Source organism: Chondromyces crocatus, from assembly GCF_001189295.1.
GTDB classification, from domain to species: domain Bacteria; phylum Myxococcota_A; class Polyangia; order Polyangiales; family Polyangiaceae; genus Chondromyces; species Chondromyces crocatus.
On record NZ_CP012159.1, the window covers coordinates 6426590 to 6440809 of the forward strand.

9 protein-coding genes are annotated in these 14220 nt (G+C 68.2%); 2 read left to right on the top strand and 7 right to left on the bottom strand.

What is annotated here, in order from left to right; translation table 11 throughout:
* Positions 1–9: 9 nt before the first annotated feature.
* The 3 genes from CMC5_RS48630 to CMC5_RS23455 form a co-directional block, all read right to left on the bottom strand.
* Positions 10–1701: a PEP-utilizing enzyme gene (locus tag CMC5_RS48630; RefSeq protein ID WP_050432509.1), complete on the bottom strand. Its 1692-nt coding sequence runs from the start codon at positions 1699–1701 to the stop codon at positions 10–12.
* 384 nt (positions 1702–2085) lie between these two features.
* The gene (locus CMC5_RS23450) at positions 2086–3306 is read right to left on the bottom strand and encodes an SPRY domain-containing protein (protein WP_050432511.1); all 1221 of its coding nucleotides are present in this window, start codon (positions 3304–3306) and stop codon (positions 2086–2088) included.
* Between the two features lie 167 nt (positions 3307–3473).
* Positions 3474–5246, bottom strand: a complete 1773-nt coding sequence (locus CMC5_RS23455; protein ID WP_050432512.1) for an N-acyl-D-amino-acid deacylase family protein — start codon at positions 5244–5246, stop codon at positions 3474–3476.
* A 132-nt stretch (positions 5247–5378) separates the two neighbouring features.
* Between CMC5_RS23455 and CMC5_RS23460 the strand changes: the two genes are divergently transcribed.
* Both CMC5_RS23460 and CMC5_RS23465 read left to right on the top strand, forming a co-directional pair.
* Complete coding sequence (locus tag CMC5_RS23460) at positions 5379–7430, top strand: DUF2169 family type VI secretion system accessory protein (RefSeq protein ID WP_050432513.1); 2052 nt, start codon at positions 5379–5381, stop codon at positions 7428–7430.
* A 117-nt stretch (positions 7431–7547) separates the two neighbouring features.
* Positions 7548–8042: a hypothetical protein gene (locus CMC5_RS23465; protein WP_050432514.1), complete on the top strand. Its 495-nt coding sequence runs from the start codon at positions 7548–7550 to the stop codon at positions 8040–8042.
* A 15-nt stretch (positions 8043–8057) separates the two neighbouring features.
* Here the strand turns inward: CMC5_RS23465 and CMC5_RS23470 are convergent, their stop codons facing one another.
* The 4 genes from CMC5_RS23470 to CMC5_RS23485 are packed head-to-tail and all read right to left on the bottom strand — an operon-like array spanning position 8058 to position 14216.
* The gene (locus CMC5_RS23470; RefSeq protein WP_050432515.1) at positions 8058–9809 is read right to left on the bottom strand and encodes a HEAT repeat domain-containing protein; all 1752 of its coding nucleotides are present in this window, start codon (positions 9807–9809) and stop codon (positions 8058–8060) included.
* Positions 9806–10828, bottom strand: coding sequence for a hypothetical protein (locus CMC5_RS23475; protein WP_050432516.1), 1023 nt, complete (start codon positions 10826–10828; stop codon positions 9806–9808). The genes CMC5_RS23470 and CMC5_RS23475 overlap by 4 nt, the downstream gene beginning before the upstream one ends.
* On the bottom strand, positions 10825–12387 hold the full coding sequence (locus tag CMC5_RS23480) for a hypothetical protein (RefSeq protein ID WP_050432517.1): 1563 nt from the start codon (positions 12385–12387) through the stop codon (positions 10825–10827). Before CMC5_RS23480 ends, CMC5_RS23475 begins: the two co-directional genes overlap by 4 nt.
* On the bottom strand, positions 12387–14216 hold the full coding sequence (locus CMC5_RS23485; RefSeq protein ID WP_050432518.1) for a PAAR-like domain-containing protein: 1830 nt from the start codon (positions 14214–14216) through the stop codon (positions 12387–12389). Before CMC5_RS23485 ends, CMC5_RS23480 begins: the two co-directional genes overlap by 1 nt.
* Positions 14217–14220 lie beyond the last annotated feature (4 nt).

Below are 14220 nucleotides of genomic sequence, written 5' to 3' on the forward strand. Positions count from 1 at the left end.
AACTCGACCTCACGAACTCAGCACACGGACGATACCCGCGTCTCCGTCGACCTCGACGAGCTGACCATCACGGAGCGTCTCGGTCGCCGTCTGCGTGCCGACGACGGCGGGAATGCCGTACTCCCGCGCGACGACGGCCGCGTGGCACAAGGTGCCGCCGATGTTGGTGACCACCCCTGCCACGCTCGCGAAATAGGGCGTCCAGGAAGGCAGCGTGAACGGGGCGACGAGGATGTCGTTTGGCCGGAGCGAGTCGGCGTCCCTCTGGGTGCGCACGATCCGTACAGGGCCGCGCACCGTCCCGCTGGAACCCGGCATTCCCCGGAGATCGCCCGCACTGGGGGGCCCCATCGGGCCTCCGTTGAACTTGAATCCTGCGCGCATGATCGCGCAGTCCATCGGCAAGATGGGCCGTGGAACGCCGAGAAAGGGAGGAGGCGTGACCCCTGAAGAGCGGGCCCTCTCGGCTTCACGCTCGGCGACCAGCACCTTCAGTGGAGCGTCTTCGAGCGGGGCATGCTGGCGAGCCACCAGTTCTGCGAGCGTCAACTGGAACACGTCTTCGGCGCGCTCCAGCAAGCCACGTTGCGCGAGGCGCCTGCCCAGCTCCAGGCCCACCCGCCTGGCGTGGTAGGTGATCTTGCAGTCGATCCAGAAGTGGTGCTCCTCGCTCAGCACCGTCGCCGTCTGGGCCGCTTTCAGGAGTGCGTCGAACTCGTCCACCACCGGACGAGGGAGGGATGCGAGCCGCGACCGCACCTCGCTCAGCCGTGTCTCTCGCTGCTCCGCCTGGCGCTGGAGTTCACCAGCGAGGTCCCGATCGGCCTGCGCGACAGCCTCACGCAGTCCATTCAGCACAGGTGTGGTGTCCTCGATCCACGTGGGACGATCGATGTAGAGGTCATCATTGCGCTCGCCATACGTGCCGACGTAGGCCTCGATGTCCTGCAGCAACGCGCGTCCTTCGGGGAACTCCGAGAGTGCGGCGAGCACGTCGGCCGTGGTGCGCTCGGGGGCCTCCGTCCGTCTCCCGCCCAGATCCCGCGCGAGGAGAGTGCGAAGGGAGGGGGTCTGCGCCGCTCGTCGTCCCAGATCCCACAGGCGGAGGTTTGCCTCGACGGTCTTGTTGGGAAAGCCCGAGAGCAGCTGATACACCTCGAGCGGCTTCGCCTCCGGAAAGAGGTCACGGTACATCTCGTCGAAGTCGTTCAGCGCGACGAGCACCGGCGTGAGCAGCTCCGTGTGCAGCTGCCAGAGGCGCTCCATCCGCTGCTCCACATCCACGAGATGCTCGAGGAGCACAGGCAGCGGTGCGCCGCTCAGATCGAATGCCGAGAGGTGAGCGAGATGGGACTTGATCTCCGGCAGCCAGCGGCGCTCCCAGGCGCCCTCGAGATCGGTTCCAGTGTGACGCACTGCCGCGTCGGCCCGGCTCAGGATGGCAGGGAGCTCATCGGCCGTGACCTCCAGGCTGATGAGCTTCTGGTAGACGAACCCGTGGATCAACGTCGGAGCCAGCCGGATGGGGACCCCGTAGTGCTCGTAAACCCGATTGGTCCCGCGCAGCATCGGGCGCATGCGCAGGTCGAAATCGAGACGGCTCATCGGCGCAGGGCAGTGGACGACGTTGACGACCCAGAAGGCCTGAGCGTCATCGGGGTCGTCCCACACCACCGGAAACGGATCATGGTGGGTCTCCACGTAGCTCCTTTTCTGCGTTCCGGTGAACGCTCCTCCTCGACGAAGCCTCCCCGACGCCCTGCCCGCCGGTGCGCTGCGCGCGAACAGGACGCGGCCGCGTGCCAGGTTCTCGTTCCATGCCGATGAAGCAGGGCGCCATCGCTTGCAGGTATGCTGCAATCCGCCAGTTGCTACTTCCCCCCGGTCCCAGTGTCAACATTGCATCCAACCGCTTGCCCAGGCGGATCTCGCGGGCACCCAGCAAGCGAATCGATGACCCCCTGGCACTCATGGTCTGCGAATGGGTTCTGTTATCAGCACGCCGTGACCAGGACGACCGTGACGCCCTCCCGTCCTCCTGTCGTGAAGGACGCCCAACGAATCTCTCCACGCGAAGCGAGCCACTCAGTTGGTCAGCGTGAATTGGCTTCCCGCATAGCAACCACTGAAGCTGCTCAGCTTCAGCTCGGTCTCCTCTTCCACGGCGGAGATCAGTTCGCTCGTCTCCGAAGAGGGCCATTCGAATCCCCCTCCCAGGTAGCGGCCATTGCCCTCGAAGACATGGCTGCTCACCGTGACGCCGAGAGGCGCGTCGACGGAGGAGGGTTCGTAGCTCGAAAGAACGATGCGCCCGAGGTTTGCCCCGGGGGCGACCGTCACACGGAACGATGTCGCCACGTAGGCCGTGAGGGCCAGCGTCATGTCTCCCGAGCGTTCGATGTGGACGTCGACCTGTCCGCCTACGCCCGTGGAAGGCTCGTAGATGCCGACGACGTGTAGCTCTTCGCCGCTGCCCTGGGGAGCTGCGTAACTCGTGAACTCGTAGGCCGCCGAGCAGGTCGCCTGCACGGGCGCTGGAGATGCTGGCATTCCACCGGCGCCGACGTCGATGCAGTGCCCGTCTTCATCGCCGGTGAGGCCGGCGGCGAAGGGGGCATAGCCCGCTGGTATCGCATGCACGAAGTCGCCGCTCAGGTTGATGGTCAGCGTGTCGCCCTCGGAGACCCCGACCGCCGGGTAGTAGGCGTCGACGCCAGGCAGCACGATGATCGGCACACCTCTCGTCCCCTGGAGCGGATCGCCTGCGTTCAGCCAGACGCCATTCCTGCTGAAAAAGACGCGCCCTTCGTCCAGATCGGCTGCCACCCCGATGACGTCTCCCGTACCGAAGGCCTCACCGAAGAAGGGCTCGGGTGAGCCGAAACCGGGCATCAGGCTCCCCCCGCTGTTGAGGAGCGCGCTCAGTCCCCCGCTGCTGCCTCCCATCGTGCGAATCCCGTCGGGCGTGCCGATGCCGATGTTCTGAGCCCACCACACGCCGTCGGCCAAGGTGTCGACGGTGACCTCGAAGTACCACCGTCCCCCTACCCGTCCGACGCTCCCCTGCAGCATCTCGGTGGCGCTCAAGCTGCTCACGGTGCGGCCATCGTTCGAGACCTCGAGTCCCCTACCCACGCCGCCGAAGGGCAACGCGAACGTCAGCTGGCAGGGGCCAGAGGGGGGCGACGGGGGGACGTGGTCGTCCTGCTCACCGGACCTGGCGTCGACGACCCGCACTTCACCGCAGCCCAGAAGCCAGAGGGTCGACGAGAGGGCGATGAACGGCAGGGTGCGGCGCACGAGCATGGATTCGTTCCCCGGTGACGACGGCCCCGCACGGCAGATCGGGCGCAGCCGCAGGTGTGGCATCGTACCGTCAGGCGTCCGATCCGCTCCACCGCAGCGAACGCGAGCGCGAGGATTTCTTTTCACTGCAAGGCACTTCTTACAGACACATCGTCTGCGCGGCAGCCTCAAGCCCTTGTGCCACGGGTTTCCTGCGCGCGCAGCAGCCGCCCGAAGCCCGGGCGCTTGCCGACATCGGGGAGCACCTCGCCATCACGCACCGCGAGGTTCCCGTTCACGAGCACCGCGCGCACGGCCCGCGGGTTTCGACGCACCAGCCGCACCATGCCGGAGAAGCCCTCCATGGGCTCCTCGTGCACCTTCTCCACCGCACCATCGATGCCCGCCGGATCGAGCACCACCACGTCGGCCTGCCGCCCCGGTGCGAGTGTCCCCGCCGCGATTCCGAACCAATCGCCCAGCTCGCCCGTGAGGCGCCAGATCGCGCGCTCGATGGGCATGACCTCTCGTCCCTCCCGCGCCGCCTCCTGGACCCGGAAGAGCATACGCAGCGGGAAATTGTAGTGCGCCATCTGCCGCAGGTGTGCCCCCGCGTCCGAGAAGCCGATCAGGGCCCCCGGGTGGCTGATGATGTGCTCGAGCTGATCCTGCCGATCGTTGCCCATCACGGTGTACCAGCGCAGCGCAGCTCCGTGCTCCGCCACCAGATCGAGGAACACGTCGACCACATCGCGCCCCTCTTCTTGCGCGATCTGCACGAACGACTTGCCGACTACGCTTGTGTCGGGACAGCTCAGGATCTCCGAATGGTTGAAGTCGCGGTGAAACGCTTTTGGCAGGAGCCGCGACGTCCATTCCTTCCGGAAGCGCTCTCGGTACGCGGGATCGCGAAGGAGCTTCGAGCGTGCTCCCTCCTCCGCGAGGTGGAGCGCCGCCGTCCCCGCGCCGAACTCCTCGAAGACCACCAGGTCCATCCCGTCGGCCCAGAGGTCGAACACCTCCGGCAGCGCCTGGATCCGGAAGTCGGCGTCGAACCACTGGTTCGCGAGCTGCGCCCCGAAGCCCGCGAGCCGGTGGATCAGACGATCCGCGCGCAGATCCATCAGGGAGATGATCGTCGTCTTCAGTGGCTTGCGGAAGATGCCCATGCTCTCCATCAGGAACAGCGCTGCATTCACCTTCGTCGACGCGTTGGGCACGCCCTGGAACACGCGCCCCCGCTCGCGCAGCAAGCGGTTCAGCCGCCGGTACTCCGACCAGCTCGCGTACGTCGAGGGCAAGGGGCGGCTCCGGATCGAGCGGTTTCCACCGATCTTGTCCCACTTCAGGGTCATCACGCTCAGGCCGAGGTAACCGGCGTCGAGGGCTTCGAGGAGGATCCCTTCCATCCGCGACAGCTCCGCCTCGGTGGGCGGTGTCTCGTGATCGAGCGAGCGCTCGATGCCCATCACGTGCGCTCGCAGCGCCGAGTGCCCGAGGAACGAGCTGACGTTCGGGCCGAGGTTCAGGGTCTCCAGGTGCTCGAAGTACTCCGTCACCGTGCTCCAGGACTTCCGCTCCTCCAGCAGCGGACGCACCACCTCGTACGGGATGGCCTCCACCCGACAGAACTGATCGGCGAGGTCTTCGGGCGTGCCGACCGCGAGGCTCAGGCTGCAGCTCCCGAACACCACGGTCGTCACGCCGTGCCGCAGCGACTCCGACAGCGATGGGGCAATCTCGACCTCCGCGTCGTAGTGGGTGTGCATGTCGATGAAGCCCGGCGTCACCCAGCAGCCCGCCGCATCGAGGACCTGCGTGTCCGGCCCGCGCTGGAGAGGTGCCTCGCTGATCGCGGCCACCTTCCCCGCGCGGATACCCAGGTGCCGCGGCGCTGGGGGCGCCCCCTGCCCGTCGAAGAACAGTCCGTTTTCGATGACCCAGTCGAATCCGTCGCTCACGCGGAGCAGCCTACCACCGCGCCATCCTTCGACGCGACCGAACCGACCCGACTCCGATCGGCTCGGCAGTCGCCGGAGCGGGCTCGGCGCCCCTCGCGCGCCAGGAGTCGTTGCTGCTGATACAGTTCGCCCATGCACGTCTCCTCAGCGTTCCCTCTCGCGGTGGCGTCGCTCGTCTGGCGACCCCGCCCGGACGCTCTCGTGCTCACGGTCGTCTGCAAGGCGACGTACCTGCTCCGCCCAGGCACGTCCCCCGTGGCGTCCGCGTTGGAGGCCCCGCAGCCATCCAACGTCTACACCCACGAGGGCGCACGCCGAAGCCTCACCACCCCCTCGGATCTCGTCCCCTTCAAGCGACGGATCGACGTGCTGCTCGGAGGCAATGCGCACGCTCCAGGGGGGCTGCCCGTGGCCATGCTCGTCGCGCGGGTCCGTGTCGGGACGATGAACAAAGCGATCTCCGTGTACGGAGACAGGTACTGGACGGCCGAAGGGACGCCCTCGATCCCGGCCCCGTTCAAGGCGATGCCGCTGCACTGGGAGCGCGCAGCCGGCGGGCCACGAAGCTGGAACCCCGTTGGCATTCCGCCCAACGGGCCGCTGGGGGGGCGCATCCGCTGGCACCCACCGAACCTGCAACCCGTGGAGTTCGTCGTCCATCGTCCCGACCAGGTGATTCCACCGGTGGGATTCGGCCCGATCGCACCGCACTGGCCCGCACGGATGGGCTTCCTGGGAGAGCACGCGAGCGGGTGGACTCACGAGACCTGGGCCACGCGTCCTCTCCCGACCAGCGTCGACGCCGCCTATTTCAACGCAGCCCCTCTGGATCAGCAGCTGGAGCAGCTCCCTCCCCAGATCGAGCTGCATCTCGAGAATCTGCACCCGGAGATCCCCCGCTTGAGCACGGTGATCGACGACATGTGCCCGCTCGCGCTCGTGAAAAAACCTGGGGTCTCGCCCCAGGAGCGGCAGATGCGGTGCGACACGCTGTTCATCGATGCCGAGCGAGGGACGTGCTCGCTCACCTGGCGAGCCGGGGTGCTGCTCGCTCACGCCGAGGAGTCCGTCGAGGTGGCCGTGAAGCCGACGCGCCACCCCACGACCTCGCACGTCGTTCTCTCCCAGCGTGCCGCCCTCCAGCAGCTCACCCCACCTCCGGTGCGACGGGTCGAGACGCCTGCGGCCGACCTCGAAGACACGATGCCGCTCGTGGCCGCCCGAGCGAACTCCTCGCGGCATGGGAATCTCCTTCCCCGAGAAGACGAGACGCTCCCCCTCGGTCGAGACGACGACGATGACGCCGAGACGCTCATTCCGGCTCCCGCATCCCGACGCCCAGAGGCACAGGCCGTCTCCGCGCTCGACGACGACGCCGAGACACTCGCTCCGGTCCCCCTTCCACGCCCTGCCGAGACGATGCCACTTCAGGCCGAGAGCCCGACCAGACCCATCGAGGAGGACGAGGGAGCGCGGACGCTCGTCGCGCTGCCATCCGGCGCGCGTGGAGCGACCTTGCCGTTTCACCCTTCCACGACGCTCGACACCGAGGATCCTGCGGGGACGACGCAAGTCCCCGCTCGTCCTTCGCTCCCCGCTGCGTTGCCGTTTCGAACGGCGACCACGGACGCGAGCGACGACGAGGCGGGGGAGACGCTCGTCCCTGCGCGGAATGCACAGGCCCACATCCAACCGCTCCCTTTCCAGCCTGCACCATCCACCCAGGCGCCTCCCCCCTCCGCGCCATCTTCGTCCCTCTTCCAGATTGCGTCTGTACCCCAGGTGTCACCTCCAGACCCGCCGATGCCGCAGCTGGGAGCGCCGATCTCCCTCTCGCACGGTCAGCCCGGTGCAGCGTTCACCCTCGGCAGCTCTCCCAGGGAGCCGGCCGAGCCTCCCGCCGAGCGCGCCGAGCCCCCTCGCAGCAAGTCGCAGCTCTCTCTGGCGCACTACGCGCGTATCAAGGTCGCCTCCTGGAGGGGGGACGCGCCGCTCTCGGAGCTCCTCGAACAGCATGGCCTGGACGAAGTCGCGTGGCGCATGCACGAGCGTCAGCAGTCGGAGTCGCTCGCCGCAGAGGCACGCGAGGGGCGCTGCGACATGGCCCTCTCTCTGCTCGCAGCGCTCGAAGCCGCGCAGTCCGGGGTCTGCGACTCCCGCGCACTGGCGGAGGGCTGGAACTGATCTTCGAGCCGCGTCCCTCGAGGGGCGCGAGATCTGTCGAGGTACGCCGCCAGTCCAGCACCTCCAGGGGTTCCTGGACGGTACGACGCGGAGTACGATGGCATCACCGGAGGAGACATGAAGCCAGCAGCCGCCGTGCAGGAAGCCGATGTGACCACGGACAAGCGTGTGACGAGGCTTCAGCCCGTGCCCAAGGTGCAGCGACCGACGCTGACCACGGCTCTGATCCACGAGATCGGAGAGACGGACGTCGTCCTCCAGCTCGGGAGCAGTCTCGCGACTGCAACGCTGGATCCTGCGGTCCATCCTGCGGTGATCGCAGGCGCACACGCACGGCGAGAGCGCGTGCTCGTGGAGGACGGCGGGGAAGGTGCGATCGTGGTTCTCGGTGCGCTCCGTACCCAGCCCACGCCTGGTGTCGAGGTGGCCGACACGTACACCATCAAGGCCAGACACATCTCCCTGGAAGCCAGTGAGGAGCTCTCGCTCAAGGCGCAAACCGCAGCGGTGGTGGTCCGCGCGATCGGAGAGGTCGAGACGTATGCCGAGCGCATCCTGTCGAGGGCCGAAGGTGTCCACAAGATCATCGGACGCATGCTTCGGCTCAACTGACGGACCCTGGACGCGTCACCCCCTGTGAGCCAGCAGCTCGCGGCACGCCGCGATGTCACGACGCTGCGCGGCGACCCAGCCCTCCACGTCGAGATGGGCCATCCGGCCGGTGGCGAGGGTGAGTTCGCGGGTGAGCACGGGTCGCTCGCCCTGCTTCGTTTCGGCGGCTTCCAGTTCGGTGAGGATGGCGCCAGGGGTCCATGGCGCCCCGAACCTCAGCCGGGGAACGCCGAGAGGCGTACGTCCGACGAGCGCCTGGCTCCAGGCGGTGAGTTCTGCCTCGAAGGCGCTCGGGACGAGCTTTCCCGGATGCGGGACCTGCCCCCCTCCCAGGCGCTCCAGTGCGCGCACGAGCCGCTCGGCCTCGTCGTAGGCCCCCGACACGGCTGCACGCCGAAGAGCCTCCTCGAGCAAAGGCGCGTGCTCCGGATGTCCGTGCCAGCCCAGCCAGGGCATCATCTCGGGGACGGCCGCCGCCTCGACCGCCACCAGGCTGCGATCCCCCGCATCGCCGAGAAGACAGAGGGTCTCCAGCGCGATCCGGCGCGCCTCCTGATCCCTCGGATCGTCACCTCGGGGCTCCTGGAGTCGTTTCCGGAGGTGCCTCGGACCCGACTCCTCGCCGAGCGACGCCAGCGCGGCGGCGCTGAGGACGCCGACGACGGGGTCAGGACTGGCCATGAAGCGCACCAGCAAGGGGTTCGCGGCTTGTGCCGGAAGCCGGGCGGCGAGCTCGATCGCCTTGCTGTTGAACCCCGAACCCGGCCGCATCGACAGGAGCACGGCGCTCGCCATGTCCGTCTCTCCTCGACGCGCCATGGCCTCGAGCGCGACCGAGGCGATCGCCGGATCCTCGTCGACGCAAAGCTCCACGATGGTGCGCCCGATGGCGGGGTTCGAGCCGAGGGCGAAAGCGTCGACGAACGCCGGGTACGTGCGCGGGTGCGAGCGACGCAGAGCGAGCACGACCCACCTCATCGCTCCCTCGGGCGCCAGGCAGCACAGGGTGAATGCCAGGGCGAAGGTGCGGCCGAAATCGGGCACCGTCCACTCCGTGGCGTAGGCGAACAGCGATTCGACCACGTCGAGGGCCGGCGCCTCCGGATCGAGCGGAAGTTCCAGCGACACCAGGGCATCGAGCGTATCGAGGAGGCGCTGCTCGAACGGGGCGGCATCGACCCAGGGCTCGACCGGGTACAGTTTCCGCAGGCTACCGAGGCTCGCAAGGTCCTCGAAGCAATCGCGCGCGATGGTCTGGATCTGCGCCAGCTCTCCGCTCGGTCCTCCCGGTCCGCGCACGGCGAGGCGTGGACGCCCGGGATCGTCCTCGCGCGCGATCACCTTGGGCGCGGGGACGTCGATCCGATGAGCGCGCGGGACACCCACGCTGGCGAGGAACTCATCGATGCCGGGCACCGCACCAGCGCCCCGGCTCGATGGCTGCATGAGCGGGCTCCCGCGAAGGATCTCGCTGGCTTCCCTCAGCCATTGCGCGGCGCTCCGGAGGCGCGAGGCAACCTCCTCCTCACCGCCGAGCAACTCCTGTGCGGAGGTGACCCCTCCGGCGACACGCGCAATCCCCTCCGGCGAGACCGGGGTGAGTCCACCTGGGCCCACCGCCTCGGCGAGCTGCGTGAGCGCATCGCGCAGCGCCTCCAGCACGGCATCGGAGCCCCGGCGGTCGGCGAGGACCATCAGGCTCTCTTCCAGCGCGAGCCGCGCCGTCGCCAGCAGCGCCGAGGTGCGTCCGGCGCCTCCGCCGCTCACGGCGCCTCCAGCGCGAAAGCACCGCGCGTACGGCCATCCGACGCCAGCGTGATCAAGGCCTGTCGTGCGGGCGCGAAGCCCAGACGAAAGGCCATGCTCACGTAGGCTGCATGCACCGCCCCACTCGCGGCTCCCACGTCTCCCAGCTCGTCGTACAAGCGAGTCTCCAGCGTCACGCTCTCGTCGAGGTGCTCGCGGTTCCGGATGCGCACGAAGCTCCACTCCTTGATCCGGTGACGCTCTCCATTGACGTCCGGCAGCACCCAGGGAACCGGCGCGCGGAGGGACTGTGCCGCCGTGCGGACCACCTCCGTCGCGGTCTCTCCGCAGGGGGGCTCGCCCGGATCCTCCTCTTCGCGCTCCATCCCCGTCGCCACCGCGGTCACCCTCGCCATGGCGGGCGATGGCCCGGGCAAGCTGATCACCACGAACGCGGCAGCCTCGGAGGGAATGAACCCATCCCAGACCTCTTCGGCGTGCAGTCGCCGCTCGGCGTCGAGGGCTGCGAGTCGCCCGGGATCGTGATGGCTATCGACCCCTCCCACGACGGCGACGGACCCCAGCCCCGAAGAGGGACTCGATAGCGCGGCCAACCCTCGCGCGAGGGCCGCAGCGAACCCGGCGCGACCCAGAGGAAAGGGTTCGGAGTGCTCCAGCGCCACGTTCACCTGGGCGCGCTTCGCGATGGCCTCGACGAAGTCAGGGCCGAGCGGTTCCTCGCTGGCCGTGCTCCGCTGGGGCAACGCCAGGAAAAGGGGAACAGGGGTGCGCCGGTCGATCCGCCCGCGCGTCGCCTCGGCGAGGGCTGGCGCCGCGAGCTCGATCAACCGCGCTCGGCCAACACATCCATCGTCGAGCCGCCGCGCCCGCACATTCCCCACCGCCCGCCCTCGCCCATCGTGGAACGCTGTCTTCCCCGGCGTGAGCTTGCGAGCCCGGAGCACGAGCGACGACTGCCGCGCATCGAGCCCGAGCGGCGTGGACATGCCCACGCCGACGATGACGCCCGTGGTGCTCATGCGCTCCCCTCCCCGTCCCTTTCATCGCCGCGCGCTTGCTGGACGCCGTCTCCGCCAGCCGCGGCGTCGCCGGGACTCGTCCCCGCACTGGGCGGTGGGAGGCCACGTTTGTCGTGACGTGCCTCTTCTCGCGCGCGCAGCTCCTTCAGCTCGGCAGCCACTACGGCATTCTGGCTCGCCTCGTTTCGGAAACGGCGCTCGACACGGCCGAACCCACCCAGCCCCAACCCAGCCGCCGCGAGCGCGCGCGTCCCCTCACCTCGCGCGAGCCGAGCGGCGAGCGTCACGTACTGTGCCGGCGTGATCCGAGCCTCCGCTGGCGTCGCGAGGGCTTCCGAGGCGCGCTCGAATGCCTCCCGGTACGCGGCGCCGATTCCCCCCTCCTTCCCCTCTCGGACGCTCGCGAGGTACTGCGTCCAGGCACGCTCCTCGATCCCCCACGCGTAGTCGTCGATTCCGTGGCGCGCGAGCACCTCTGCCCGAGGCCAGCGCCCTTCTGCAAGTTCAGCCGCGACCGCGGCGGCGACCTCGGGCTCCAGCTCGGGCTCGGCGGCATTGCGGTGCCCGCAGGCCTCGAACCGCGCCATCGCGAGCGCCTCCCGTCCCAGTGGCGGAGGCGCCTCCCCCCGCAGCACGTCGTCACGCTCCACCGCCCACTGGAAGCCCCCGCGAGGGAGTTCACGCAGAACGTCGTCCCAGGCGTCGCGTCGATCTCCCTGCCACTGATCGGGCGTCGCCCACCCGATGACGATCCGGTCCACGTCGAGATGAGGTGTGGCGGTCGTCTCCACGAGTCCCCGCCAGGTGATGTCCACGGTGCCACGATCGACGTCCACCGCGACACCGTCGAAGAACAAGCGCACATCACCACGCCGCACGGACGCCTGCGTGTAATCGACGAGCGCCCGAGGTTCGAACTCCGGCAGCGCGATCTCGACCAGCTCGTCCGGATCGCCCCAGAAACCACGGAGAAAGAGCGCCGTCATCTCGTCCAGCGCGTAGCGCAGGGGTGGGGTGGCCGCCTGGTAGACATCGAGCACGAACTCGGCATCGTGATGAAACCTGTGGGTCGACCCATCGTGGCAAGGCTGTGGACCCAGATCGATCGCGCGGCCTTCCGGCGTCCGCGTCGCTGACGGTTGAAGTGGGATCCTGCCGGGCGCCTCGGCGTGCACGAACACCACGGAGCGCCGCTCCCCGAGTCCGACCTCCAGGCGCCGTGCCTGGAGGTGTCCGGACGGCGCGGGCATGATCTCCACGTGACCGGTCACGGTCAGATCCACGGCCAGGCGCAGCGGCACGAAATCATCGATGTGGGGCCGCTCTGGGCGACTCGGTCCGGCGTGGAAGGGGCCTGGCGCCATCGGATCGAGCAGGAGGGGACGCCGCGCGCTGGCGGGCTCGAAGCGGAAGCAGGTTCCCACGACGATCGTCAGCCAGTTCTGCTCGACAGACCAGGGGAGCACACCCACGCGGCATGGCAGGAGCCGCCCTCGCCGCTCGCCAGGAAATCGAACGGGCGCCTCGGCCACGAGGATGCGTCGGAACGGCTTGTCCATCAGTTGCCGATGACGTTCCACTCGAACAGCGAGCCCACGCGGTTGGACCAGCTCTCCGGGTACCACGTGCCCGACTCGTGGAAGGAATAGAACCAGGTGTCGATGTGGATCATCCCGGCGAAGCCGACGCTCACCCAGAACTCGGGCGCCTTGACGACGACGCCGGTGGGCGTCCCAAGGATCATCAAGGAAGGGTCGGCGTTCACCACCGCCTGCCCCTCGATGTGGACCCAGTCGCGCAGCCTGATCCGGGCGAAGAGGTAGAATTTGAAGTCGATCGGGACCCGAACACCAGCCCCCGTGAACTCCCATCCGGTGGCCTTCGACCACCTCACCTGGATGACCGCGTTCAGCTTGATCTCGAGCGAGACGTTGAACCCGATGCTCGCGTCCGTGCCGAGCTTTCGGAGGATCCACCCGATCGCGCGAGCCGCCACCGCTCCAAGGACGGGGATGATGGCGAGGAAATTCGTCAGCGGGCAGCTGGCCTCGAACGACCACTTGAGGACGGTCCCCCCCAGCGAGCACTCCGCATCCCGTACGATGGTGTACGGCTCTGGCGCCCCGCCGCTCGTCCCGTAGAACTCCTTCCACTGGAACTCGACCCCGATGTCGAGGTTCGTTCCCGGGCACTGGAGGCTGTTCTCCACCGGCATGTTCGCGAGCTGGCCGACGCTCCGGATCACGGTGAAGGCACGGCTGATCGCGCGACCCAGCGCGATCAGGCCGTCGAGGGGCACCTTGAACTTGTAGGTGCTGCTCGGGTAGCAATGCACCTCGTAGCTGACCGTCCCGCTGCACGCACTGCCGGTGATCGCGACGCGCACAGGGTTCTGCTGCGCACGCCACGCCACCAGGAACTGCGCCAAATTGAGGAGGGTCTGAGCGGTCTGACGGGCTGCATTGAGCTGACGGCTGTGGTGCCTGTCCGTCTCGTCGATCCGTTCCCTGACCTGCTGGTACGCGAGGCGCCCGTCCTGGTTCTCGACCCGCTGCGACCCGCGGATCGTCGCATTGGACTGCGCGAACCGGTTCTTCTGATCGATGTAGTAACGCTGCGCGTCCGGCGAGAGGTTCCGCTCCTGGTTCCCGTCGTAAGACAGCGTGCCCGACGGCGCAGTCCATTCACCGTCGAGCGTCAACGTGTCACCCGTGAACTCAGCCGACATGTCCGGCAGCGCCGCGCCAGCCGCGTTCATCCCTCCCGAGCGCGTCACCAGCCATTTCATGTGAGGCATCTGTACGCACGAGGGATCCTTTCCTGGCTCCTTCGCGTTCTTGCGCTTCGCCTCGATGATGATCGTGTCCGCGCGCCAGATGTCGATCTGCTTCTTGTCGACGAACTCCAGGTGGCCGCATTTGATCAGCGACGTGTCGTACGAGCAGCGCGCATAGAAATCCTCCGGGTTGTCGTCGAGCGCCCCGGGAGGCACCACCTGCACCATCTTGCCCGTGGTGTTCGCGTGGTTCTGCGTCGTCGGATCGTCGGTCCGCGCCGGCGGCTTCCCTTCCGCGCGAACATTCGGTGATCCGCTCGTCGCGCGCGCCTCGGCGCGGTACGTCCCGCTCACCACGCCGCCCCCCGAGTCCCCGTGGGCCGGATCGGACGGCGTGATGGCCTCACCGACCCGCACCACGTTACCCCCCTGGAACAACGTCTTGCCCGTGGTGTGCTCGACCGCGCGATCCGTGGTCACGTGATTCACGTGCGGCACCGGGATCTTCTTCGGTGGGTCGAAGCAGACGTCCGTCGGGCCATCCGTGAGGGCCGTGTGGTCGCTGGTCTTCGTCGTGACCCCGAGGTCCTGGTTCGTCACGGTCGCGCTCATCGTT

Excerpts from the sequence above, each read along its gene's own strand:
- CMC5_RS23480 (WP_050432517.1), bottom strand. The coding sequence starts at position 12,387 with ATGGACAAGCCGTTCCGACGCATCCTCGTGGCCGAGGCGCCCGTTCGA.
- CMC5_RS23465 (WP_050432514.1), top strand. The coding sequence starts at position 7,548 with ATGAAGCCAGCAGCCGCCGTGCAGGAAGCCGATGTGACCACGGACAAG.
- CMC5_RS23485 (WP_050432518.1), bottom strand. The coding sequence starts at position 14,216 with ATGAGCGCGACCGTGACGAACCAGGACCTCGGGGTCACGACGAAGACC.
- CMC5_RS23460 (WP_050432513.1), top strand. The coding sequence starts at position 5,379 with ATGCACGTCTCCTCAGCGTTCCCTCTCGCGGTGGCGTCGCTCGTCTGG.
- CMC5_RS23475 (WP_050432516.1), bottom strand. The coding sequence starts at position 10,828 with ATGAGCACCACGGGCGTCATCGTCGGCGTGGGCATGTCCACGCCGCTC.
- CMC5_RS23450 (WP_050432511.1), bottom strand. The coding sequence starts at position 3,306 with ATGCTCGTGCGCCGCACCCTGCCGTTCATCGCCCTCTCGTCGACCCTC.